Raw genomic sequence first — 21923 nt, forward strand, 5'->3', positions numbered from 1 at the left:
GGTCGGTGATTGGCGACGGACCCGGAAAATTGATATCAAGACAGGTCCAATACTGTCCGGGGCCACTCGATTCGGACGCCCCGCCCCGGCCGAAATGCCCAATGCGCGCATCCCGGCACACGGCGCGATGATCACCGCGGAGCCTGGAATAGCCGTATTCCAGTAAAGCCCCGGCATTACCGGACGAAATGCGACCGGGGCTCCGGAACGGCCGACCGGTCCGTACCGCCGGCCGGCTTCCGGGCTTCTGTCCGCACCAATTCGGGTACAGACCGGAACGCGACGGCGACCCTGTCGGTCGCCGTCGCGAAGTACTGCGCGCGGTGGGTGCGCGGGCCTCAGACCGTGAAGCCCAGCGCCCGCAACTGTTCCCGGCCGTCCTCGGTGATCTTGTCCGGGCCCCACGGCGGCATCCAGACCCAATTGATCTTCAGATCGTCCACCAGCCCGCTGCGCACCAGCGCATTCCGGGACTGATCCTCGATCACATCGGTGAGCGGGCAGGCGGCCGAGGTCAGCGTCATATCCAGCACCGCGGTGGTCTCCTCGACCCGCATGCCGTAGACGAGGCCCAGATCTACGACATTGATACCGAGCTCGGGATCGACCACATCGCGCATGGCCTCCTCGAGATCGGCGAGCTGCGCCAGATCCTCGGCCGAGAGTTCGGCTTCGGGTCCGGCGGCCGGCTCCGGCGCGGTGTCCTCGGTGGCAGATATGTCGGTCATGCTGTTTCCCCGTTCCGTGAGCGGTCGGTAGCGGACGCACCGGGCTCCGCGGCGGAATCGGCCGCGCCGTCGACCCGCAGCACCGCGTCCTTGAATGCCATCCAGCCCAGTAACGCGCATTTCACCCGGGCCGGGTATTTGGCGACACCGGCGAAAGCGATTCCGTCGCCGATAACGTCCTCGTCGCCCTCGACGGTACCCCGGCTGCCGATCATCTCGTTGAACGAGTCGACCACACTCAGCGCCTCCCGTACCGGCAGCCCGATCACCTGATCGGTCAGCACCGAGACCGAGGCCTGGCTGATCGAGCAGCCCTGACCGTCGTAGGACACATCCTCGACCTCGCCGTCGCCGCCGAGCCGCACCCGCAACGTCACCTCGTCACCGCAGGTGGGATTGACGTGGTGCACCTCGGCGCCGAACGGTTCCCGCAGGCCGCGGTTGTGCGGATGCTTGTAGTGATCCAGGATCACTTCCTGGTACATCTGCTCCATACGCATGTTCTAGGCAACCCCGAAGAAGCTCTGGGCCTTCCGCACCGCGGCGACCATCTTGTCCACCTCGTCCACGGTGTTGTACAGGGCGAACGAGGCGCGGGCGGTCGCGGCCACACCGAAACGCCGGTGCAGCGGCCAGGCGCAGTGGTGACCCACCCGGATCGCCACGCCCTCGTCGTCGAGGATCTGGCCCAGGTCGTGCGCGTGGATTCCGTCGGCGAGGAAGGCGACCGCGCCACCGCGGTCGACATTCTCGGTCGGGCCGATGATCCGCACACCCGGTACGTCGCCAAGCCCGGCGAGCGCGGCATCGACGAGGGTGTGCTCGTGCGCGGCCACCGCGTCCATCCCGACCTTCTCGAGGTAGCGCACGGCGGCGCCCAGTCCGATGACCTGAGAGGTCATCGGGACACCGGCCTCGAAACGCTGTGGCGGCGCCGCATAGGTCGTCTGCTCCATGGTGACGGTCTCGATCATGGAACCGCCGGTGATGAAGGGCGGGGTCTCCTCGAGCAGCGTTCGCTTCCCGAACAGCACACCGACTCCGGAGGGGCCGAGCATCTTGTGCCCGGAGAAGGCCGCGAAATCGACGTCCAGGGCACGGAAGTCGACCGGGGCGTGCGGTACCGACTGGCAGGCGTCGAGGACCACCAGCGCGCCCACGGCCCGGGCCCGGCGCACCAACTCGGCGACCGGCGCCACCGCACCGGTGACATTCGACTGGTGGCTGAAGGCCACGACCTTGGTGGCCGGCGACAGTTCGAGCGAGTCCAGGTCGATACGGCCGTCGTCGGTGACGCCGTACCAGCGCAGGGTGGCGCCGGTCCGGCGGGCGAGTTCCTGCCAGGGCACCAGATTCGCGTGATGCTCCAATTCGGTGATCACGATCTCGTCGCCCGGGCCCACGCGGTACGGGAACCGGTCGTCGGAGAACGCGTAGGTCACCAGATTGAGCGATTCGGTCGCGTTCTTGGTGAACACGATCTCCTCGGCGACGGCACCGACGAAACGGGCGATCTGTGCGCGGGCGTCCTCGTAGGCGTCGGTGGCCTCCTCCGACAGCTGATGGGCGCCGCGGTGGACGGCGGAATTGCTCGCCAGCAGGAAGTCACGTTCGGCGTCCAGTACCGCCAGCGGCCGCTGCGCGGTAGCCCCGGAATCCAGGTACACCAGCGGTTTCCCGTCCCGAACCGTACGGTTCAGGATCGGGAAGTCGGCCCGGATCCGGGCGACGTCGAAGGCGGGAAGGGTCGCGGTCATGTCAGGCTCCGGCTCCGGCCGTCCGGGTGAATTTCACATAGCCGCCTGCATCGAGTTCCTCGGCGAGCTCCGGGCCGCCCTCGGCCACGATGCGCCCGCCCACGAAGACGTGCACGAACTGCGGCTGGATATAGCGCAGGATCCGGGTGTAGTGGGTGATCAGCAAAACCCCGCCGTTCTCCCGCTCCCGGTAGCGGTTCACGCCCTCGGAGACGATACGCAGCGCGTCCACGTCCAGGCCGGAGTCGGTCTCGTCGAGGATGGCGATCTTCGGCTTCAGCAGACCCAGCTGCAGGATCTCGTGCCGCTTCTTCTCGCCACCGGAGAAGCCCTCGTTCACGCTGCGGTCGGCGAAGGCGGCGTCGATATCGAGTTCGTTCATCGACTCCTTCACCTCCTTGACCCAGTGCCGCAGCTTCGGCGCCTCACCGCGGACCGCGGTCGCCGCCGTACGCAGGAAGTTCGACATCGAGACACCGGGGACCTCCACCGGATACTGCATGGCCAGGAACAGTCCGGCCCGCGCCCGCTCGTCCACCGACATCTCCAGCACGTCCTCACCGTCGAGGGTGATCGACCCCGAGGTGACGGTGTACTTGGGATGCCCGGCGATGGCATAGGACAGCGTCGACTTACCGGAGCCGTTGGGGCCCATGATGGCGTGCGTCTCGCCGGATTTCACGGTGAGATTCACACCGTTGAGGATCTGGACGGTGTCCCCGTCGGGGGTGGCGACCTCGGCGTGCAGGTCCTTGATTTCCAGGGTGGTCATAGGGTGTCGAATTCCTTCGGTGGTCTGGGAGGCCCGGTGGTCGGTCAGGCGCCGATCGCGGCGAGTTCGGCTTCGATGGCCGCCTCGAGCCGCTCGGCGACCTCACCGACTCCGATCTTCTGGATGATCTCGTGGAAGAAACCGCGCACCACCAGGCGGCGGGCGGCGTCCTCCGGAATACCGCGGGCACGCAGATAGAACAGCTGCTCGTCATCGAACCGGCCGGTCGCCGAGGCATGGCCCGCGCCGACGATCTCACCGGTCTCGATCTCCAGGTTCGGTACCGAATCGGCACGGGCGCCATCGGTGAGCACCAGATTGCGGTTGATCTCGAACGTATCGGTGCCCTCGGCCGCGGCCCGGATCAGCACATCGCCGACCCAGACCGTGCGGGCATCGCCCTTCGGTGAATGGGGTTCGCCCTGCAGCGCGCCCTTGTACAGCACGTTCGATTTGCAGTGCGGCACCGCGTGATCGACCAGCAGGCGCTGTTCGAAATGCTGGCCGGCATCGGCGAAGTAGAGACCGAGCAGTTCGGCGTCACCGCCCGGGCCCGCGTAGCGGACATTGCCGGTGAGCCGGACCAGGTCACCGCCGAGGGTGACCGCGGTGTGCCGCAGCACCGCGTCGCGCCCCACGAGGGCGTGGTGCGCGGTGACGTGGACGACGTCATCGGCCCAGTCCTGGACCGCGACCACCGTCAGCTTGGCGCTGTCGCCGAGCACGAATTCGACGTTCTCGGCATAGGTTCCGCTGCCCCGCTGGTCGATCACCACGGTGGCGGCCGCGAATTCCGCCAGCCGTATCTGCAGATGGCCGTAGGCGGTCTTGCCCTCGCCCGGTCCGGTGATCCGCACGACGACTGTTTCGGCGACCTCGGTCTCCTTTCCCACCGAGAGGATCGTCGCCTGCTCGAAACCGGAGTACGCCTGCGCGGCGACCCGATCGGACGGGGTGCCACCCCGCCCGAGCCGGGCATCGTCGCGGCCCACCGTTTCCACGGTGACCCCGGCGACCGGCCCGACTTCGACCTCGGCCCGCCCGTCGGCGGTCGCGGTGCCGTTGTGCAGGCCGCGCAGCCGGCGCAGCGGGGTGAACCGCCACGCCTCGTCCTTACCGGAGGGGATCTCGAAGGCGTTCACATCGAAGGAGGTGAACACCTCTCCCTTGTTGATCGCCGGAGTACGAGCCTCGGCGGCCTCGGCAACGTTGTCCAGTGCCATCAGCCGACGGCTCCTTCCATCTGCAGTTCGATCAGGCGGTTGAGTTCCAGCGCGTATTCCATCGGGAGTTCCTTGGCGATGGGCTCGACGAAGCCGCGCACCACCATGGCCATCGCCTCGTCCTCGGTCATCCCGCGGCTCATGAGGTAGAACAGCTGATCCTCCGACACCTTGGACACCGTCGCCTCGTGTCCCATGGTCACGTCGTCCTCGCGGATGTCGACATAGGGGTAGGTGTCGGACCGACTGACGGTGTCGACCAGCAGCGCATCGCATTTCACGGTCGACTTGGATCCGTGGGCACCCTTGTTGACCTGCACCAGACCTCGGTAGGACGCGCGGCCGCCGCCCCGGGCCACCGACTTCGACACGATGGTCGAGGAGGTGTGCGGCGCCAGGTGCACCATCTTGGCGCCGGTGTCCTGGTGCTGGCCTTCACCGGCGAACGCGACGGAGAGCACCTCGCCCTTGGCATGCTCACCGGTCATCCACACGGCCGGGTACTTCATGGTGACCTTGGAGCCGATATTTCCGTCGATCCACTCCATGGTGGCGCCCGCTTCGGCCTTGGCCCGCTTGGTGACCAGGTTGTACACGTTGTTCGACCAGTTCTGGATGGTCGTGTAGCGGCAGCGTCCGCCCTTCTTCACGATGATCTCGACGACCGCCGAGTGCAGCGAATCCGATTTGTAGATCGGCGCGGTGCAGCCCTCGACGTAGTGCACATAGGCGCCCTCGTCGACGATGATCAGGGTCCGCTCGAACTGGCCCATGTTCTCGGTGTTGATCCGGAAGTAGGCCTGCAGCGGGATGTCCACGTGCACGCCGGGCGGCACATAGATGAAGGATCCACCCGACCACACCGCGGTGTTCAGCGCGGAGAACTTGTTGTCCCCGGCCGGAATGACCGTGCCGAAGTACTCGCGGAAGATCTCCGGGTGCTCCTTCAACGCGGTATCGGTGTCGAGGAAGATGACGCCCTGCTGTTCCAGGTCCTCGCGGATCTGGTGGTACACGACTTCGCTCTCGTACTGGGCGGCGACACCGGAGACCAGCCGCTGCTTCTCCGCCTCCGGGATCCCCAGCTTGTCGTAGGTGTTGCGGATGTCCTCGGGCAGGTCCTCCCAGCTCTCGGCCTGCTTCTCGGTCGAGCGCACGAAGTACTTGATGTTGTCGAAGTCGATACCGTCGAGGTTGGAGCCCCAGTTCGGCATGGGCTTGCGGTCGAAGATGCGCAGCGCCTTGAGCCGGTTCTCCAGCATCCAGGCCGGCTCGTCCTTCTTGGCCGAGATATCGCGAACGACCTCCTCGGAGAGACCACGCTGCGCGCTGGCGCCGGCCGCATCCGAGTCGGCCCAGCCGTAACCGTATTTACCCAGCGAGGCAATGGCCTCCTCCTGGGTGAGCGGTGGCACCTGGTCGGTGGTGGTCGTCATTCGGCGCTCCTTCCGGAGTCGTTCGGTGCGTCCGTTGCGGGCTGCGCAACGGTTGAAGGTGAAGCATGCTTCGGTCGATCGGTGGCCGCCGTGGGCAGCACCGTCAGTGGTACATGGGTGGTGCAGGCGCAGTCACCGTTGGCGATGGTGGCCAAGCGCTGCACATGGGTGCCGAGGACCTCCCGGAAGGCCGCGAGTTCGGCCTCGCACAGTTCGGGGAATTCCTCGGCGACATGAGCGACCGGGCAGTGGTGCTGGCAGATCTGCACACCCGCGCCCACCCGGCGGGTACTCGCGGCGAACCCCGCGTCCGAGAGCGCCGTGGCGATCTCCTCGGCCTTGGCGGCCGTACCCGCTCGCGCGGAATCGTCCCCGGTGGTGGACTCCGCCGCCGGCTCCGCGCCGTGGCCGGGGAGCGGTTCGATCCCGTCGACCAGGGTGCGGGCGCGTTTGCGGGCGAATTCGGTGACCGCTTCCTCGCCGCCGATCTCCCGCAACTGCCGGATGGCCGCACCGGCGAGATCGTCGTAGGCGTGCCCGAGCATGCCGCGCCCGGCCGCGGTGAGCTGGTACTGCTTGGCCGGCCGTCCGCGACCCTTCTGCTGCCAGGGCGCCGACCGTCCGGCGCGCGCCTGCCCCGATTCGATGAGCGCGTCCAGATGCCGGCGTACACCGGCGGGCGCCAGGCCCAGGGCACCACCTATCGCGGTCGCGGTGATCGGTCCCTCCTCCAGCAGCAGCCGGACGATCGCGGCGCGAGTATGCCCTTCGCCGCCGGTCGCGGGCACGCCGACGGACCCGGGGCCGGCCCGGTGACCAGCCCTTTCGTCCACATTCGGCAAACCCATAGTTTTCACAACATCAGTGTGGCGGAATTCGTTCCCGAAATCTAATAAGGGTGCCCTGAGCAGGTGGGTCGTCCGCTGCGGCGGCGCCGGACATGAATTGCCGAAATAGCCTGCTCGGGCGAGAAAGCGCCGTTCTTGCCTCTCCTGCCGGATCAGGGCAGTGATGTGCTTCACTGCGCTGGAGGTCCGGGCGGATCCGCGACACCGCGCCGGAGAAGTTGCTGCCCGGCTGCGCCCCGTCCTGTCCTCTGCCCGACCGAATGGTCCACCGGGCCCACCGCACCGCGCGTCGGGAAGTCCCGCGCGGATCTCCACCGGCGCCGGAAATCGCGCGCCCGGCGCCGGACACCCCCGGTAGCCAGAAGATGTCCGGACCGGAACCGGCGCCGCGGCCACCGGTCGGCCCGCGGCCGGCGCGCCGGCCCGCCCGCGCGTGATGCCGCGACCCGGGCACCGGCAGCGCCCCCGGCGAACTAGTCTCGGTGACCGTGGCAGGACAGGCAGGCGCCCCGGGCGCAGTGGCGTCGCGCGGGCAGCGCGCACTGAAACTGGTGCGGCGCGCCCTCGGACTCGATGTCCCACCCTCGGATCACACCATCGCGGTCCTGCACAGCGACGAATCCGAGGTTCCGGGGCTCGACCGCCGGGAGCGGGCGCAACTGGACCGGATCCGGCTGATGGGCGCCACCGGCACCGTGCTCATGGCGATCAGCGCTCTCGGTATCGGCGCCCAGCCAGTCCATCAGAATCCGACCTCGGGAATGCGGGTCCTGGGCATTTTCGCGCGGGCGCACACCGGATCCCTGGCCATGTGCATGGTCGGCACGGTGACCGTGGTGCTGGCATGGCTGCTGCTCGGGCGGTTCGCCGTCGGCGGGATCGGCGGTTCGCCACGGCACCGGCTCACCCGGCGCCAGTTCGACCGCACCCTGCTGTTGTGGATCATCCCGCTGTGCGTGGCGCCGCCGATGTTCAGCAACGACGTCTATTCCTATCTGGCGCAGAGCGAGATCGCCGCCCGCGGGATCGATCCGTACCTGGAGGGCCCCGTCGCCGGGCTCGGTATCGACAATGTGCTGACCAACAATGTTCCCAACATCTGGCGCGAGACGCCCGCGCCCTACGGACCGCTATTCCTGTGGATCGGGCACGGAATCGCCGAGCTCACCGGGGAGAACATCCTGGCGGGGGTCTGGGTGCACCGGCTGCTGGCGCTGGCGGGTGTGGCGCTGATCGTCTGGGCGCTGCCGCGCCTGTCCGTGCGCTGCGGGGTGGCGCCGGTGAGCGCGCTGTGGCTGGGTGCGGCGAACCCTCTGGTCCTGTTCCATCTGATCGGCGGGGTGCACAACGACGCGCTCATGCTCGGTCTGATGCTGGCCGGCCTGGAGTTCATGCTGCGCGCGATCCACGGGGTGCCCGGCGACGGCGGGCCGCCGCCGCTGGACGGCCGCGGCTGGGCGCTACTGGTGGGCGGGGCGGTCGTGATCAGCCTGTCGTCCTCGGTGAAGGTCACCTCGATCATCGCGCTGGGCTTCGCGGGAATGGCCCTGGCCCGCCGCTGGGGGCCAGGGCTGCGGCCGATCCTGACCGCGGCCGGGCTGCTCGGCTTGATCGCGGTGGTGGTCACCGTGGTGATCAGCACCGCCAGCGGTCTCGGTTTCGGCTGGCTCTACACCCTGAACACGGCGAACGCGGTGCGCAGCTGGATGTCGCTACCCACCGCACTGGGCATTGTCACCGGATTCGGCGGTGTCCTGCTCGGCCTCGGCGACCACACCACCGCGCTACTCTCCATCACCCGGCCCATCGCCGCCGTGGTAGCGGGTTTCATCACCGTGCGCATGCTGGTCGCCACCTGGACCGGACGCCTGCATCCGGTGGGCGCGCTCGGGGTATCGCTGGGCGCGATCGTGCTGCTGTTCCCGGTCGTCCAGCCCTGGTATCTGCTGTGGGCCATCGTCCCGATGGCGGCCTGGGCCACCCGGCCGGCCTTCCGCGGCCCGGCGATCGGTATCTCCGCAGTGGTCAGTGTGATTCTCATGCCGCGCGGCGCCGACCTCGAGGTGTTCCAGATCGTGGGGTCGGCGGTGGCCACCGTGATCGTGTCACTGCTGTTCATCGTGGTCACCCGGAACTCATTGCCCTGGCGAGCGCAGCAGGGGGTGTCGGCCCCGTCACAGCCGGCCGGGGCCTACGGTGGGACCTCGTGACCGCTTCCCGGGTGCCCGCCGTACAGGTGGACCACGTCGCCAAACGCTACGGCGAGACGATCGCGGTGGACGGCATCGGTTTCACCATCGAGCCCGCACAGGTTTTCGCCCTGCTCGGTCCGAACGGTGCCGGTAAGACCACCACGGTGGAGATGTGCGAGGGCTTCGTCCGACCGGATTCGGGCCGGGTGCGGGTCCTGGGCCTGGACCCGATCGCCGATTCCGAGCGGCTGCGCCCCCGGATCGGAGTAATGCTGCAGGGCGGCGGAGCCTATCCGGGCGCGCGGGCCGGGGAGATGCTGGATCTGGTCGCCTCGTATTCGGCGGACCCGCTGGACCCGGGCTGGCTACTCGGCGTGCTGGGCCTGGACGAGCACCGCCGGACCCCCTATCGCCGGCTCTCGGGTGGCCAGCAGCAGCGGCTGTCGCTGGCGTGCGCACTGGTCGGCCGCCCGGAGATCGTCTTCCTCGACGAACCCACCGCGGGGATGGACGCACAGGCCCGGATCCTGGTGTGGGAGTTGATCGATGCATTGCGACGCGACGGTGTCAGTGTCCTGCTCACCACCCATCTCATGGACGAGGCCGAGGAACTGGCCGACCATCTCGTGATCGTCGACCACGGGCGCATTGTCGCCTCCGGTACGCCGGCCGAGGTGACCGCGCACGGCGCGGCCGGACAGCTCCGTTTCGCCGCGCCGCCGAAACTGGACCTGGAACTGTTGCAGATGGCGCTGCCGGAGGGCTTCTCGCCCAGAGAGACCAGCCCCGGCTCGTACCTGGTGGAGGGTGAGATCAACCCGCAGGTGCTGGCCACGGTGACCGCCTGGTGTGCCCGCGTGAACGTGCTCGCGACCGATATCCGGATCGACCAGCGCCGGCTCGAAGACGTATTCCTGGAACTGACCGGACGGGATCTGCGCGCATGAGGTGCTATACCTCCGCCTCCGCGGAGCGCATCCGCCGGCTTCGGAAAAGGCCGAGTCTGCGATACCTCCCTCGCCACGGACCGGACCTGTCGGTCTCGAAGGAGACCCGGTGATGCGCGATACCCGCGCCTGCGCTACGACCCCCACGGACCGCATCGGATCAGTTTCGAGGGAGGCGCTGTGATGCGATACCTCCGCCTTCGCTGTGGCCTCCGCGGACCGCATACGTCAGTTTCGAGGGAGGCCCTGTGACCAAGCCGGAGTTGACGGCCAACCGGTTCGAACCCGGTACTTTCGCGCCCGCGCCCCGGCCCGCACCGCGGGCGGCCATGTTGTTCGCGCAGACCCGGCTGGATCTGGTGCTGCTGCTGCGCAACGGCGAGCAACTCCTGCTCACCATGTTCATCCCGGTGACCCTGCTGATCGGGCTGGCGCTGTTGCCCTTCGGCGATATGGGCCCGGACAAAATCGACAAGATCGTGCCCGCCGTGATGATGGTGGCGGTGATGTCGACCGCGTTCACCGGTCAGGCCATCGCTGTCGGTTTCGACCGCCGCTACGGCGCGCTCAAGCGACTGGGCGCCACTCCCCTGCCGCGCTGGGGGATCATCGCGGGTAAGAGCGGGGCCGTCCTGCTGGTGGTGATCCTGCAGGCGGTGCTGCTGGGCCTCATCGGAGTGGCGCTGGGCTGGCGGCCGACACCGCTGGGGTTGCTGCTGGGCGCGGTGCTGATCGCGCTGGGTACCGCCACGTTCGCGGCGATGGGCCTGCTGCTCGGCGGCACGCTCAAGGCCGAGGTGGTGCTGGCGCTGGCGAATATCCTCTGGTTCGTCATGCTCGGTATCGCCAGCGTGGTCTTCGCCTCCGACGAACTACCCACGGCGGTCCATACTCTGGTGCGGCTGGTCCCTTCGGGGGCGCTAGCGGTCGCGCTGGAACACGCGCTGAGCGGCGGGGTCGACTGGCTCGGAGTGGGCGCGTTGATTGTCTGGGGTACCGGCGCGGGCCTGCTGGCGGCCCGCTGGTTCCGTTTCGAATGATTTCCACGACATGCTGTAGTAGTCCGGGTGTGGGCCGGCGGTTGCCGCCCGCTACCATCGGCACGTGCTGTATCGCGCATTCCTGCGACTCGTCGACCGGCTGCCGCTGCCCTCGCGGCGCACCCAGCTGCTGATCGCGCTGGCGGTGATCGCCTCCCAGGCCGGTATCGCCGTGACCGGCGCGATCGTCCGCGTCACCGCGTCCGGTCTGGGCTGCCCCACCTGGCCACAGTGCTTCCCGGGCAGTTTCACCCCGATCGGGGTCTCCGAAGTGGCCGTGCTGCACCAAGCGGTGGAGTTCGGCAACCGCATGCTCACCTTCGTGGTGACGCTGTGCGCGGCGCTCATCGTGCTCGCGGTCACCCGGGCCCGGCGCCGGCGGGAAGTTCTCGTCTACGCCTGGCTCATGCCCGCCGGCACCGTCGTACAGGCGATCATCGGCGGTATCACGGTGCTGTCCGGGCTGCTGTGGTGGACCGTCGCGCTGCACCTGCTCGCATCCATGCTCATGGTGTGGGCGGCCGCGGTGATGTACGCGAAGATCGCCTCCCCCGACGACGGTGTCGACACCGTCCGTGCGCCCGCGCCTCTGCGCTGGTTGACCGCACTGAGCGGAATCGCCCTGGCCGGGGTGCTGATCGCGGGCACGCTGGTGACCGGCGCCGGCCCGCATGCCGGCGACAAGAGCATCGAACGCCCGGTGGCCCGGCTCGAGGTGGAGATCGTGACGCTGGTGCATCTGCATTCGCAGCTGCTGATCGGCTACCTCGCGTTGCTGATCGGTCTCGCCTTCGGACTCTTCGCGACCGGTATCACCAAGCCGGTGCGCGACCGCCTGTTCGTTCTGCTCGGGCTGGTGCTCGCGCAGTCGATGGTCGGCATCGTCCAGTACTTCACCGACGTCCCGGCGGCGCTGGTCGCGATCCATGTCGGTGGCGCGGCCCTGTGCACCGCCGCGACCGCCGCGCTGTGGGCGTCCCTGCGTACCCGGGAACCCCTACCCGCCCCGGTCGTGGAACCGAGCGCCCAGCCGGCCTGAGGCGACCGCGCCGAAAGGTCGGCCGGACTCGCCTGGGCTCGGTCACCGGTCGCGTCGTTCGGCCGTGCGGATTCCCCGACCCCGCCGAGCCACGGCGGGCGGCTCGCATCCGTGATCACCGAACAGTCCGGCCGCCACGGATACACGTGACTACCCGGCTCGTGACGCCTCCCCGAACGGGTATCGCCGCCGGGCCGCCTCAGGTCGCGCTCGGCCCGTTCTGGTAGCTGCGCGCCACCAGCGCCGAAGTCAGATACCACAGACCCGTGGGGATCGCCGGATCGAATCCGGTGAGCATCCGGACCCGTTTGAGCCGGTAGTCGAGCGTATTGGTGTGCATATGCATCAGCCGGGCGGTGCGCTGCCGATTGAAATTGTTGGCGATGTGCTGGCGCAGCGTTTCCAGCAGTTCGGGATGTTCGTCGAGCGGATCGAGGATGGCGCTCAGGTGCTCGCGGGCCGGGCCCGGCCGGGTGATCTGGAATTCCAGGGCCAGATCGGTGAACCGGTGCAGACCGCCGCCGTCGGTGATGCGCTGCACGGTGTCGAGGAGTTCATGAGCGCGGTCGGTGGCATCGGGGATCTCGGCGGTGGCCGCGGTGACGACGGTGCCCGTGACGGGCACCTGCGCCGCCTGCGCCAGGCGCGCGATCAACTCGTCCAAGGTGTCCTCGGGGAAAGCGTCCGCGGGCAACAGCACCGTGCCGCCGTCGATACTGAGCAGCGACAGCGCCTTCTCCCCGCAACTGCGGGCGAGCTCGGCCTGGACGCGGCGCAGTTTGCGCCGGGCGACGATCCGGCCGTCGACCTGCGGCGCGGATTCGTCCGGATGCGGCGCCAGCGCCAACGCCAGCACCTGGTACGCCTCGGCGATCTCGATCCCGCATTCCCGGGCCATGGTGGCGGTACTGTGCCCACCGAGCAGCGCGGAGGTCAGCGTGTGCACCGCGGTGTGGTGTTCGGAGACCACCCCCCGGTATTCGCCGACATAGGCCAGCGCCACCTCCGAGGTGATCGTGTCCAGGATTTCCAGCATCCGGCGGGCGGTGTCGACCAGGGTCGCCGAATCGGCCGGCCCCGCGGTGACCATGATGCGATCGAATCCGAGTTTGAAACCCTCGTGGATGGCATGGTTGATCGTGTCGATCGGGATGCCCTCGCGAGCCCATTCGGCGGCGGCTTCCCGGACCTGTTCGATCTTTTCCGGCAGCTCGCGGCCATCGAGCCGGCTCACCGTGAGTTCCAGGCAGAGCCGGGTGACCGCGGTGACATCGCCCTGGAGCGCGTCGCCCGGAAGGGTCCCGCAGGGCGCCACGTGTTCGACGAAATGACCGACCATCTGACGCGACAGGGTCGATACGTCCCGCAGGTGGTTCGAGATCGGACGGCCGGACACCGTGAGTCTGGAACGGGTCGGACTGCTGACCGTCATATCGGCTCCTTCTACCCCGGGGCTGACGCTCGAGGCACTAACGGTAGCGCGAACCGGTTACTCGTCAGTAGTTTTTGATCGGGAAACTGTTCGAGCTACCTGCGGCCCGAGCGCGCGACCTGTGAGCACCCACAGGTGTCAGTTCTCGTTGCGAGCCTTCGGAAATCGTGTCTGACCGGCGACCCAGCCGGCCATCTTCGCCCAGTGACCGGTCCGCGGCGTGGTACGTGCCACCAGATCGCGTTCCCAGCCCTCGGCGGCGGTGAGCCCGTCCACCGCGTCGATCACAGCCTGCGCGGTGGCGGTATCGGCGACCATCCGATCTCCGAGAACACCGTCGGAACCGACCAGGGTGAGCCGCACACCCCGGCGGCCCACCGGCTGCGGCACGGCCTCGGCCAAACCCCCGTGCGCGGCGACGAACTTACGCACCGACTCGACGATCTCCCGGGGAGCGGCGACGGTGGCGGTAACGGAATCTGCACTCATGGCGAGGAGTTTACCGGCGAGTAGGCCGGCGCCGCCGGACCCGGTCCGAACCACCCGGTCGCCACGGCGGCGGCCTTCGGCACCGCCGCGGCGGACCCCTGTTTTCCGGGTGCGGGCACCGGTGTAGAACTGGACCCATGCGCGCGATCCAGGTAGACCGGCACGGCGGTCCGGAAGTGCTGACCCTCGCCGAGGTTCCCGATCCGGAGCCCGGGCCGAATCAGCTACTGGTCGATATCGATGCCGTCGGCGTCAATTTCATCGATACCTATTTCCGCACCGGTACCTATCCGCGCCCGGTGCCCTACATTCCGGGTTCCGAGGGCACCGGAGTGGTGGCCGAAATCGGCTCCGACGTCACCCAATTCGCGGTCGGCGACCGGGTGGCGTGGGCGGCGGGGCCGAGCAGCTACGCCCCGCGCGCGGTGGTGGACGAGGCGGTCGCGGTGGCGGTACCCGGCGATATCGATCCGGCGGTGGCGGCCTCGGCCCTGCTGCAGGGTATGACGGCGCACTATCTGATCGAATCGGTCTACCGCCCTGAACCGGGCGAGACGATCCTGGTGCACGCGGGCGCCGGCGGGGTCGGGCTGCTGCTCACCCAGCTGGCCGTGGCGCGCGATATCCGGGTGATCACCACGGTGTCCACCGACGAGAAGGAGGCCCTGTCGCGCGGCGCCGGCGCCTGGGAGGTGCTGCGCTACGGCGACGATCTCGCCGAGCGGGTCCGTGAACTGACCGGCGGCGAGGGTGTCGCGGCGGTCTACGACGGCGTGGGCGCGGCCACTTTCGACGCCAGCCTCGCCTCGTTGCGGGTCCGCGGCACGCTGGCACTGTTCGGCGCGGCCAGCGGCCCGGTGCCGCCGGTCGATCTGCAACGGCTCAACGCGGCCGGGTCGGTATTCGTGACCCGCCCCAATATCGCCCACTACACCCGCGATCGCGCCGAGCTGGACTGGCGGGCCGGCGATATCTTCGAGGCCGTCGCCGACGGCTCGCTCACCGTCCGGGTCGGCGCCACCTATCCGCTGGCCGAGGCCGAACAGGCGCATCGCGATCTGGAGAGCCGTAAGACCACCGGCTCGATCGTGCTGCTGCCCTGATCCGTTCGACCGGGCGCGGTCTCAGTAGTCGCGCCCGGTCAAGCCGCGATAGACGAAGCGCGTCAGGCTTGCCACGGCTTCGTCGTCCGCGATCTGCACCGCGCCGTCCTCGACCCCGGCCGCGATGGCCTGGACGAGATAGAACATCATCGCCAGACTGGTGTCGACCGTGCCGGGCAGCGTCATCCCCTGCGCCATCAGACCGTCCAGATGGTCGGCGATATCCCGGCGCTGTTCCGCGCCGAATTGCGCCATCTCGCGGGCGAATTCCTCGTTGACAAGGGCAGCCTGCCCCATCGCCCGCATGATCACGGCGTGCTCGCGGGCGAAGTGCCAGAAGCCGGCGATATGGAACCGGACGGCGTCGGGGTCGCTGAAATCCGGATTGTGCTCGGCCTGCCCGGCCTGTTCGTCCCCGGCCTCCCCCAGATCGGCGAGCAGCGCCCGGAGCAGTTCTTCTTTGCTCGCGAAATGGTTGTAGAACGACCCCGCCGACCGGCCTGCCGCCGCCGTGATGTCGGTGATCTTGGTGTTCAGATAGCCGCGCTCCGCGAAGACCCGCCGCGCGGCCGCCTTGAGCGCCAGCTCTGTTTCTTCCGCCCGTTCGCGCCGGCTCGATCCCACCGACCTCACCTCCTTGACACGGCAACCTACCAACCTCAATACTGAATGTAGATTCACTGAATCTACATTCACTCAACTTGTCGATCAGGAGCTTTCATGTCGCCTTCCGTCCTCATCGCCGGCGCCGGCCCCACCGGCCTCACCCTCGCCCTGGATCTGGCCCGCCGGAACATCGCCGTGCGTATCGTCGACAAGGCCGTCGAGTTCTGCCCCGGATCGCGCGGTGACGGCATCCAGCCGCGGTCGCTCGAAGTGTTCGACGATCTGGGGGTACTCGAGGCCGTGCGGGCAGCGGGCGCCCCGGCGCCGGTCATGCGGGCCTATTTCGACGGGCAGTCGGTCGGCGAGCACCGGATGGCCGAGCCCGTCGATCCCACCCCGGCGGTCCCCTACCCCAACAGCTGGTTTCTCGGACAGGCGCAGACCGAGGCGATCCTGCGGACCCGGCTGGCGGAGTTCGGTGTGCGGGTAGAACTCGGCACGACGCTCCTGTCGTTCACCCAGGACGACTCGAGTGTCACGGCGCGCCTGTCGAGCGACCGGGGCACGGAAACCCTGCGGGTCGCCTACCTGGTCGGCGCCGACGGCGGCGGCAGTACCGTCCGTAAACAGGCAGGGATCGCGTTCGAGGGAACCACCGACGAATCACTGCGGATGCTGCTCGGTGATGTCCGGGCCGACGCCCTCGACCACAACTACGGCTACTGGTTCGCCGCAGCCGCCGAGCCGACCCGGGGCGTCGCGCTGTCGCCGCTTCCGGGCGGGCGTCATTTCCAGTTCGCCGCGCCCTTCGCCGACGGCACCGAACCCACCCTGGAGACATTGCAGACAGCCATCGATCGCTGGTCGGGACGCAGCGATATCACCCTGACCGATCTGATCTGGACAACGGTCTGGCGGCCCAATATCCGGCTCGCCGGGCGATTCCGGGCCGGGCGCGTGCTGCTGGCGGGCGACGCCGCGCATGTGCACCCGCCCACCGGCGGGCAGGGTATGAACACCGGCCTCCAGGACGCCTACAACCTGGGCTGGAAACTCGCGGCCGCGCTGGCCGGCGACGAGGAGCCGCTGTCGACCTACGAACCGGAACGCCGCACGGTCGCGGCCCGGGTGCTCGGTATCAGCTCCGCGCTGCTCGGCAAGCTCGTCGACGGGGCGGAAGACGCCATGGAACGCGGCGCGGAGACCCGCCAGCTCGACATCAGCTACCGCGACCCGGCCGACACCCGACCCGTCGCGGCCGGCGACCGCGCCCCCGACGCACCGCTGAAAGGTGCCGATGGCCGGCCGCTGCGGCTGTTCGATCTCTTTCGCGGGCCGCACGCCACACTGCTCTGCTTCGGCGCCACGGGCGACTTGCCCGAGTTGCCCGGCACCCGGAGTTATGCGGTGGTCGAGCCGGGCGTCTCGGTCTCCGGTCCCGCGGTGATCGACGTCGAGGGTCACGCCCGCGCCGCCTACCACGCCGGCGCGGGGACTCGGATCCTGATTCGCCCGGACGGCTATATCGGGCAGGTCGGTTGACGGCGGGTTGATTCCGGCAGGCCACCCCGAAAGCAGGCGCCGGTGCGGCTCACCAGGGTGGTGCCGGGGGTTCAGCCGAAGAAGACGTCACCCAGCGTGGTCCAGCCGAGTACCGAATCGACGGCCAGGCCGCAGAACACCACCGCGAGGTAGTTGTTGGACTGGAGGAACAGCCGCAGCGGTTTGACCGATTCGCCCCGGTGGACCCCGGCGTAGAGCTGGTGGGCCATCAGCAGGAACCAGGCGCCGGCGACCAGGGCCACCGCCGTGTAGATCACCCCGGTGGCCGGGACCAGTGCCAGCGTGGTGAGCACGGTCAGCCAGGTGTAGATGACGATCTGTTTGGTGACGGTCCGCTCGGTGGCGACCACCGGCAGCATCGGCACCCCGGCCGCGCGGTAGTCCTCCTTGTAGCGCATGGCCAGCGCCCAGGTGTGCGGCGGCGTCCAGAAGAAGATCACGCCGAACAGCGCCAGGGCGGGCCAGCCGATGGTGCCGGTGACCGCTGACCAGCCGACGAGCGCGGGCATACACCCGGCCGCGCCGCCCCAGACCACATTCTGCGACGTACGCCGTTTGAGGCCGAGGGTGTAGACGAAAACGTAGAACAGGATGGTCGCGACGACGAGCACACCGCTGAGCAGATTGGCCTGCCACCACAGCCAGGCGAACGAGCCGATACCCAGGACGACCCCGAAGACGAAGGCGTGCGAGGTCGGGACCGCGTCCCGGGCGAGCGGCCGTTTGGCGGTCCGCTTCATCACCTTGTCGATATCGGCGTCGGCGACGCAGTTGAGCGTATTGGCGCTGGCCGCGCCCATCCAGCCGCCGAACAGGGTGGCCAGGATCAGCCGGATATCGACCGTGCCCCGGTCGGCCAGCAACATCGTGGGGATGGTGGCCACCAGCAACAGTTCGATGACGCGCGGTTTGGTGAGCGCGATATAGGCGAGCGGACGGCGGGCGACGCGGGCGAGTTTCGCACTGCCGAGGACGCGGTCCGCGGGTGCCGGAGCGGAATCGTGGGCGCCGCCGACCCCCGTGTCATGACCGATCCGCACTATCTCTCCTCGCACGCTGTGCTTCCGCATCCGGTTTGGGAAGGAGCAGCGCGCGGCTGCGACGCGGCTACTACTACAGACGATGGTAGACCCACGCCCGGTGCGCGCCGCCGCTCGCCCCTGTGCGCTCACCCCGGACGCCGCGTTCCCCGGGTGGGCCGGTGCGGCCGGACACCGCGGCCATCCGGGGAACGACCGGCTCGCGCGACTGGCCGGGGGGCGTGCACCGGGGGCGGCCGGTCGCAATTAGGGTAGGGGGTGTATGCGGCGCCACAGTCACCGCGCCGCACCGGTTCGCCACCCCGCCCGCCCCCAATTTCGACGCCTCGAAATGTCAGGAGAAACACGGTCGTGTCAGTGACAGACGACATCCGCGCCCTCACCCAGCCGAACCTTCCGGACGACTGGACGGATCTGGACACCAAAGCTGTCGACACCGTCCGGGTCCTGGCCGCCGACGCGGTGCAGGCCGCGGGCAACGGCCACCCCGGTACCGCCATGAGCCTGGCGCCGCTGGCCTACACGCTGTTCCAGCGCACCATGCGGCACGACCCCGCCGACCCCGAGTGGGTGGGCCGCGACCGGTTCGTCCTGTCGTGCGGACACTCCAGCCTGACCCTCTACATCCAGCTGTACCTGGCCGGTTTCGGCCTGGAACTCGACGATCTGCGCAACCTGCGTAAATGGGGCTCGCTGACACCGGGCCACCCGGAGTACCGGCACACCAAGGGCGTGGAGATCACCACCGGTCCACTGGGCCAGGGCCTGGCCTCGGCGGTGGGTATGGCCATGGCCGCCCGCCGTGAGCGCGGCCTGTTCGACGCCGAAGCCGCGGCCGGGGCCAGCCCGTTCGATCACCACATCTACGTGATCGCCTCCGACGGCGATATGGAGGAGGGCGTCACCTCCGAGGCCTCCTCCCTGGCGGGCACCCAGCAGCTCGGCAACCTGGTGGTGATCTACGACGACAACAAGATCTCCATCGAGGACGACACCACCATCGCCTTCACCGAGGACGTGGCGGCGCGGTACGCGGCCTACGGCTGGCATGTGGAGGTGGTGGAGGGCGGCGAGGACGTCGTCGCGATCGAGTCGGCACTGGCGGCGGCCAAGGCCGAGATCGGTAGGCCGTCGCTGATCCTGCTGCGCACCATCATCGGCTACCCGGCCCCGAACAAGATGAACACCGGTGCCGCGCACGGCGCCGCGCTCGGCCCCGACGAGGTAGCCGGCACCAAACGCGCCCTCGGTTTCGATCCCGAGCAGAGCTTCCAGGTCGCCGACGAGGTCATCGCCCACACCCGCAAGGCCGCCGAACGCGGCGCGCGGGCGCATGCGGACTGGACCGTCGAGTTCGACGCATGGGCCCAGCGCGCACCCGAGGCCAAGGCGCTGTTCGACCGGCTGTTCAACGGACAGCTGCCCGAGGGCTGGGACAAGGGCCTGCCCACCTGGGAGCCCGACGCGAAGGGCCTGGCCACCCGGAAGGCTTCGGCCAAGGTACTGAGCGCCCTGGGCCCGGTACTGCCGGAGCTGTGGGGCGGATCGGCCGACCTCGCCGAATCGAACAACACCACCATTCCGGATTCGCTCAGCTTCGGCCCCGAGGCCATTTCAACCGGTATGTGGAAGGCGAGCCCCTACGGCCGGACCCTGCACTTCGGCGTCCGTGAGCACGCCATGGGTTCCATCCTCAACGGCATCGCCCTGCACGGTCCCACCCGGCCCTACGGTGGCACCTTCCTGGTGTTCAGCGATTACATGCGCCCGGCCGTCCGCCTGGCCGCGCTGATGCGGGTGCCGGTCACCTATGTCTGGACCCACGATTCGATCGGTCTCGGCGAGGACGGCCCGACCCACCAGCCCATCGAGCAGTTGGCCGCGCTGCGGGCCATCCCGGGCCTGTCGGTGGTGCGTCCCGGTGACGCCAACGAAACCGCGTACGCCTGGCGTACCGTGATCGAGAAGCACAGCGGTAAGCACAATTCCCCGTTCGTCTCCAGCGATGCCGTGGGCACCGGCGGTCCGGCCGCACTGGCCCTGACCCGCCAGGACCTGCCGGTACTGGAGGGCACCAGCCTCGAGGGTGTCGCCAAGGGCGGTTACATCCTGGCCGAGGCCTCCACCGGCGTACCGCAGGTGATCCTCATCGGTACCGGCTCCGAGCTCCAACTCGCCGTCGCCGCCCGCACTACGCTGGAGGAGCAGGGCATCGGCACCCGGGTGGTCTCGATGCCGTGCGTGGAGTGGTTCGACGCGCAGGACAAGGCGTATCGCGACGAGGTGCTGCCCCCGGCGGTCGCCGCGCGCGTCGTCGTCGAGGCCGGTATCGCGATGCCGTGGTACCGGTTCACCGGCGACGCGGGCGAGATCGTCTCGATCGAACATTTCGGCGCCTCGGCCGATTACAAGACCCTGTTCCGCGAGTTCGGCTTCACGCCGGAGGCTGTCGTCGCCGCCGCGCAGCGCACGCTCGACAATGTGAAGGGATAAGGGCCCATGGCACAGAACGAGAACATCGCCGCCCTCGCCGCGGCCGGGGTATCGGTGTGGCTGGACGATCTGTCCCGCGATCGGATCAATTCCGGCAACCTCGCCGAACTGATCGCTACCCGCGGGGTCGTCGGAGTCACCACCAACCCCACAATTTTCCAGGGCGCCCTCAGCAAGGGCCACGCCTACGACGCACAGGTCCGTGAGCTGGCCGCCCGCGGCGCCGACGTCGACGCCGCGATCCGCACCATCACCACCGATGATGTCCGCGCGGCCTGTGATGTGCTGGCCCCGGTATTCGATCGGACCGGTGGCGTGGACGGCCGGGTTTCCATCGAGGTGGACCCACGGATGGCCTTCGATGCCGACAAGACCGCCGCCCAGGCGGTCGAACTGTGGAAGATCGTCGACCGGCCGAACCTGTTCATCAAGATCCCGGCCACCGAGGCGGGCCTGCCCGCCATCACCGCGGTGATCGAGGAGGGCATCAGCGTGAACGTCACGCTGATCTTCTCGGTGCAGCGCTACCGCGCGGTCATGGGCGCCTACCTCGACGGGCTGCGCAAGGCACGGGTCGCCGGACACGATCTCGGCAAGATCCATTCGGTGGCGTCCTTCTTCGTCTCGCGGGTGGACACCGAGATCGACAAACGCCTCGAGGCGATCGGCACCCCGGAGGCACTGGCGTTGCGCGGGAAGGCCGGCGTGGCCAACGCCCGCCTCGCCTACGCCGAGTACGAGGACGTTTTCGCCCCCGGCGGCAACCACGTCTCCACCTTCAACCACCTGGCCTCGTCCGGTGCCAACCGGCAGCGGCCGCTGTGGGCGTCGACCGGTGTGAAGAACCCCGACTACCCGGACACCCTCTACGTGACCGAACTGGTCGCGGCGAACACCGTGAACACGCTGCCGGAGAAAACACTCGAGGCCGTCGCCGATCACGGCGAGGTCCGCGGGGACACCGTCTCCGGCACTGCCACCGAGGCCGCCGAGGTCTTCGACCAACTGCGGGCGGCCGGTATCGATCTCGACGACGTCTTCGCCGTGCTCGAACGCGAGGGCGTGGACAAGTTCGAGAAGTCCTGGGAGGAACTGCTGGAGGCCACCACGGCCGAACTTCGGTCCGCTGCGACGGCGTCCTCCGCGGGTCCCTCCGTGGCCACGCAGGCCACTTCTTCCGGGCCCGACGCTGCGGACGCAGGGGGTAACTGACCA

19 protein-coding genes are annotated in these 21923 nt (G+C 68.7%); 8 read left to right on the forward strand and 11 right to left on the reverse strand.

The window, feature by feature from the left end:
* Positions 1-338: 338 nt before the first annotated feature.
* Genes NGR01S_RS19610 through NGR01S_RS19640 form a run of 7 tightly spaced genes read right to left on the reverse strand, consistent with a single transcriptional unit; the run spans position 339 to position 6764 of the window.
* The gene (locus NGR01S_RS19610; protein ID WP_063038853.1) at positions 339-728 is read right to left on the reverse strand and encodes a metal-sulfur cluster assembly factor; all 390 of its coding nucleotides are present in this window, start codon (positions 726-728) and stop codon (positions 339-341) included.
* On the reverse strand, positions 725-1228 hold the full coding sequence (gene sufU, locus NGR01S_RS19615) for a Fe-S cluster assembly sulfur transfer protein SufU (protein WP_063038855.1): 504 nt from the start codon (positions 1226-1228) through the stop codon (positions 725-727). Before sufU ends, NGR01S_RS19610 begins: the two co-directional genes overlap by 4 nt.
* Before the next feature lie 3 nt (positions 1229-1231).
* Positions 1232-2485, reverse strand: coding sequence for a cysteine desulfurase (locus NGR01S_RS19620; protein ID WP_063038857.1), 1254 nt, complete (start codon positions 2483-2485; stop codon positions 1232-1234).
* A gap of 1 nt (position 2486) precedes the next feature.
* On the reverse strand, positions 2487-3257 hold the full coding sequence (gene sufC / locus NGR01S_RS19625) for a Fe-S cluster assembly ATPase SufC (protein WP_063038859.1): 771 nt from the start codon (positions 3255-3257) through the stop codon (positions 2487-2489).
* 44 nt (positions 3258-3301) lie between these two features.
* The gene (gene sufD, locus NGR01S_RS19630; RefSeq protein ID WP_063038861.1) at positions 3302-4480 is read right to left on the reverse strand and encodes a Fe-S cluster assembly protein SufD; all 1179 of its coding nucleotides are present in this window, start codon (positions 4478-4480) and stop codon (positions 3302-3304) included.
* Positions 4480-5916 carry a Fe-S cluster assembly protein SufB gene (sufB, locus tag NGR01S_RS19635; RefSeq protein WP_039825481.1) on the reverse strand — a complete coding sequence of 479 codons (1437 nt, stop codon included), beginning with the start codon at positions 5914-5916 and terminating at the stop codon, positions 4480-4482. Before sufB ends, sufD begins: the two co-directional genes overlap by 1 nt.
* On the reverse strand, positions 5913-6764 hold the full coding sequence (locus NGR01S_RS19640) for a helix-turn-helix transcriptional regulator (protein WP_063038863.1): 852 nt from the start codon (positions 6762-6764) through the stop codon (positions 5913-5915). The genes sufB and NGR01S_RS19640 overlap by 4 nt, the downstream gene beginning before the upstream one ends.
* A 488-nt stretch (positions 6765-7252) precedes the next feature.
* Here NGR01S_RS19640 and mptB point away from each other — a divergent pair, with 488 nt between their 5' ends.
* From mptB to NGR01S_RS19660, 4 genes are all read left to right on the forward strand, one after another.
* On the forward strand, positions 7253-8974 hold the full coding sequence (gene mptB, locus NGR01S_RS19645) for a polyprenol phosphomannose-dependent alpha 1,6 mannosyltransferase MptB (protein ID WP_373861440.1): 1722 nt from the start codon (positions 7253-7255) through the stop codon (positions 8972-8974).
* Positions 8971-9903, forward strand: a complete 933-nt coding sequence (locus tag NGR01S_RS19650) for an ABC transporter ATP-binding protein (RefSeq protein ID WP_063038868.1) — start codon at positions 8971-8973, stop codon at positions 9901-9903. The genes mptB and NGR01S_RS19650 overlap by 4 nt, the downstream gene beginning before the upstream one ends.
* A 248-nt stretch (positions 9904-10151) precedes the next feature.
* Positions 10152-10943: an ABC transporter permease gene (locus NGR01S_RS19655; protein ID WP_063038869.1), complete on the forward strand. Its 792-nt coding sequence runs from the start codon at positions 10152-10154 to the stop codon at positions 10941-10943.
* A 64-nt stretch (positions 10944-11007) separates the two neighbouring features.
* Positions 11008-11982: a COX15/CtaA family protein gene (locus tag NGR01S_RS19660; RefSeq protein ID WP_063038871.1), complete on the forward strand. Its 975-nt coding sequence runs from the start codon at positions 11008-11010 to the stop codon at positions 11980-11982.
* A gap of 199 nt (positions 11983-12181) precedes the next feature.
* Here NGR01S_RS19660 and NGR01S_RS19665 read toward each other — a convergent pair whose 3' ends face one another.
* Both NGR01S_RS19665 and NGR01S_RS19670 read right to left on the reverse strand, forming a co-directional pair.
* Positions 12182-13414, reverse strand: coding sequence for a PucR family transcriptional regulator (locus NGR01S_RS19665; protein WP_030521415.1), 1233 nt, complete (start codon positions 13412-13414; stop codon positions 12182-12184).
* Between the two features lie 138 nt (positions 13415-13552).
* The gene (locus NGR01S_RS19670) at positions 13553-13903 is read right to left on the reverse strand and encodes a hypothetical protein (RefSeq protein WP_063039005.1); all 351 of its coding nucleotides are present in this window, start codon (positions 13901-13903) and stop codon (positions 13553-13555) included.
* A 137-nt stretch (positions 13904-14040) separates the two neighbouring features.
* On the opposite strand from NGR01S_RS19670, the gene NGR01S_RS19675 reads away from it, so the two are divergent.
* The gene (locus NGR01S_RS19675) at positions 14041-15006 is read left to right on the forward strand and encodes a quinone oxidoreductase family protein (protein WP_063038874.1); all 966 of its coding nucleotides are present in this window, start codon (positions 14041-14043) and stop codon (positions 15004-15006) included.
* Between the two features lie 21 nt (positions 15007-15027).
* On the opposite strand, the gene NGR01S_RS19680 is transcribed toward NGR01S_RS19675, so the two are convergent.
* Positions 15028-15630 carry a TetR/AcrR family transcriptional regulator gene (locus tag NGR01S_RS19680; protein ID WP_063038875.1) on the reverse strand — a complete coding sequence of 201 codons (603 nt, stop codon included), beginning with the start codon at positions 15628-15630 and terminating at the stop codon, positions 15028-15030.
* Positions 15631-15726: 96 nt separating this feature from the next.
* On the opposite strand from NGR01S_RS19680, the gene NGR01S_RS19685 reads away from it, so the two are divergent.
* Positions 15727-17154, forward strand: a complete 1428-nt coding sequence (locus NGR01S_RS19685; RefSeq protein WP_063038877.1) for an FAD-dependent monooxygenase — start codon at positions 15727-15729, stop codon at positions 17152-17154.
* A gap of 71 nt (positions 17155-17225) precedes the next feature.
* Here NGR01S_RS19685 and NGR01S_RS19690 read toward each other — a convergent pair whose 3' ends face one another.
* Positions 17226-18215, reverse strand: coding sequence for a heme o synthase (locus NGR01S_RS19690; RefSeq protein WP_063038879.1), 990 nt, complete (start codon positions 18213-18215; stop codon positions 17226-17228).
* 351 nt (positions 18216-18566) lie between these two features.
* Between NGR01S_RS19690 and tkt the strand changes: the two genes are divergently transcribed.
* Positions 18567-20708, forward strand: coding sequence for a transketolase (gene tkt / locus NGR01S_RS19695; protein WP_063038881.1), 2142 nt, complete (start codon positions 18567-18569; stop codon positions 20706-20708).
* A 6-nt stretch (positions 20709-20714) separates the two neighbouring features.
* Entirely contained in the window at positions 20715-21920 is a 1206-nt protein-coding gene (tal, locus tag NGR01S_RS19700; RefSeq protein ID WP_084481432.1) for a transaldolase, read from the forward strand.
* Positions 21921-21923: the final 3 nt, after the last annotated feature.

The sequence above is a fragment of the Nocardia grenadensis NBRC 108939 genome, from assembly GCF_001613445.1.
In the GTDB taxonomy this organism is placed as follows: domain Bacteria; phylum Actinomycetota; class Actinomycetes; order Mycobacteriales; family Mycobacteriaceae; genus Nocardia; species Nocardia grenadensis.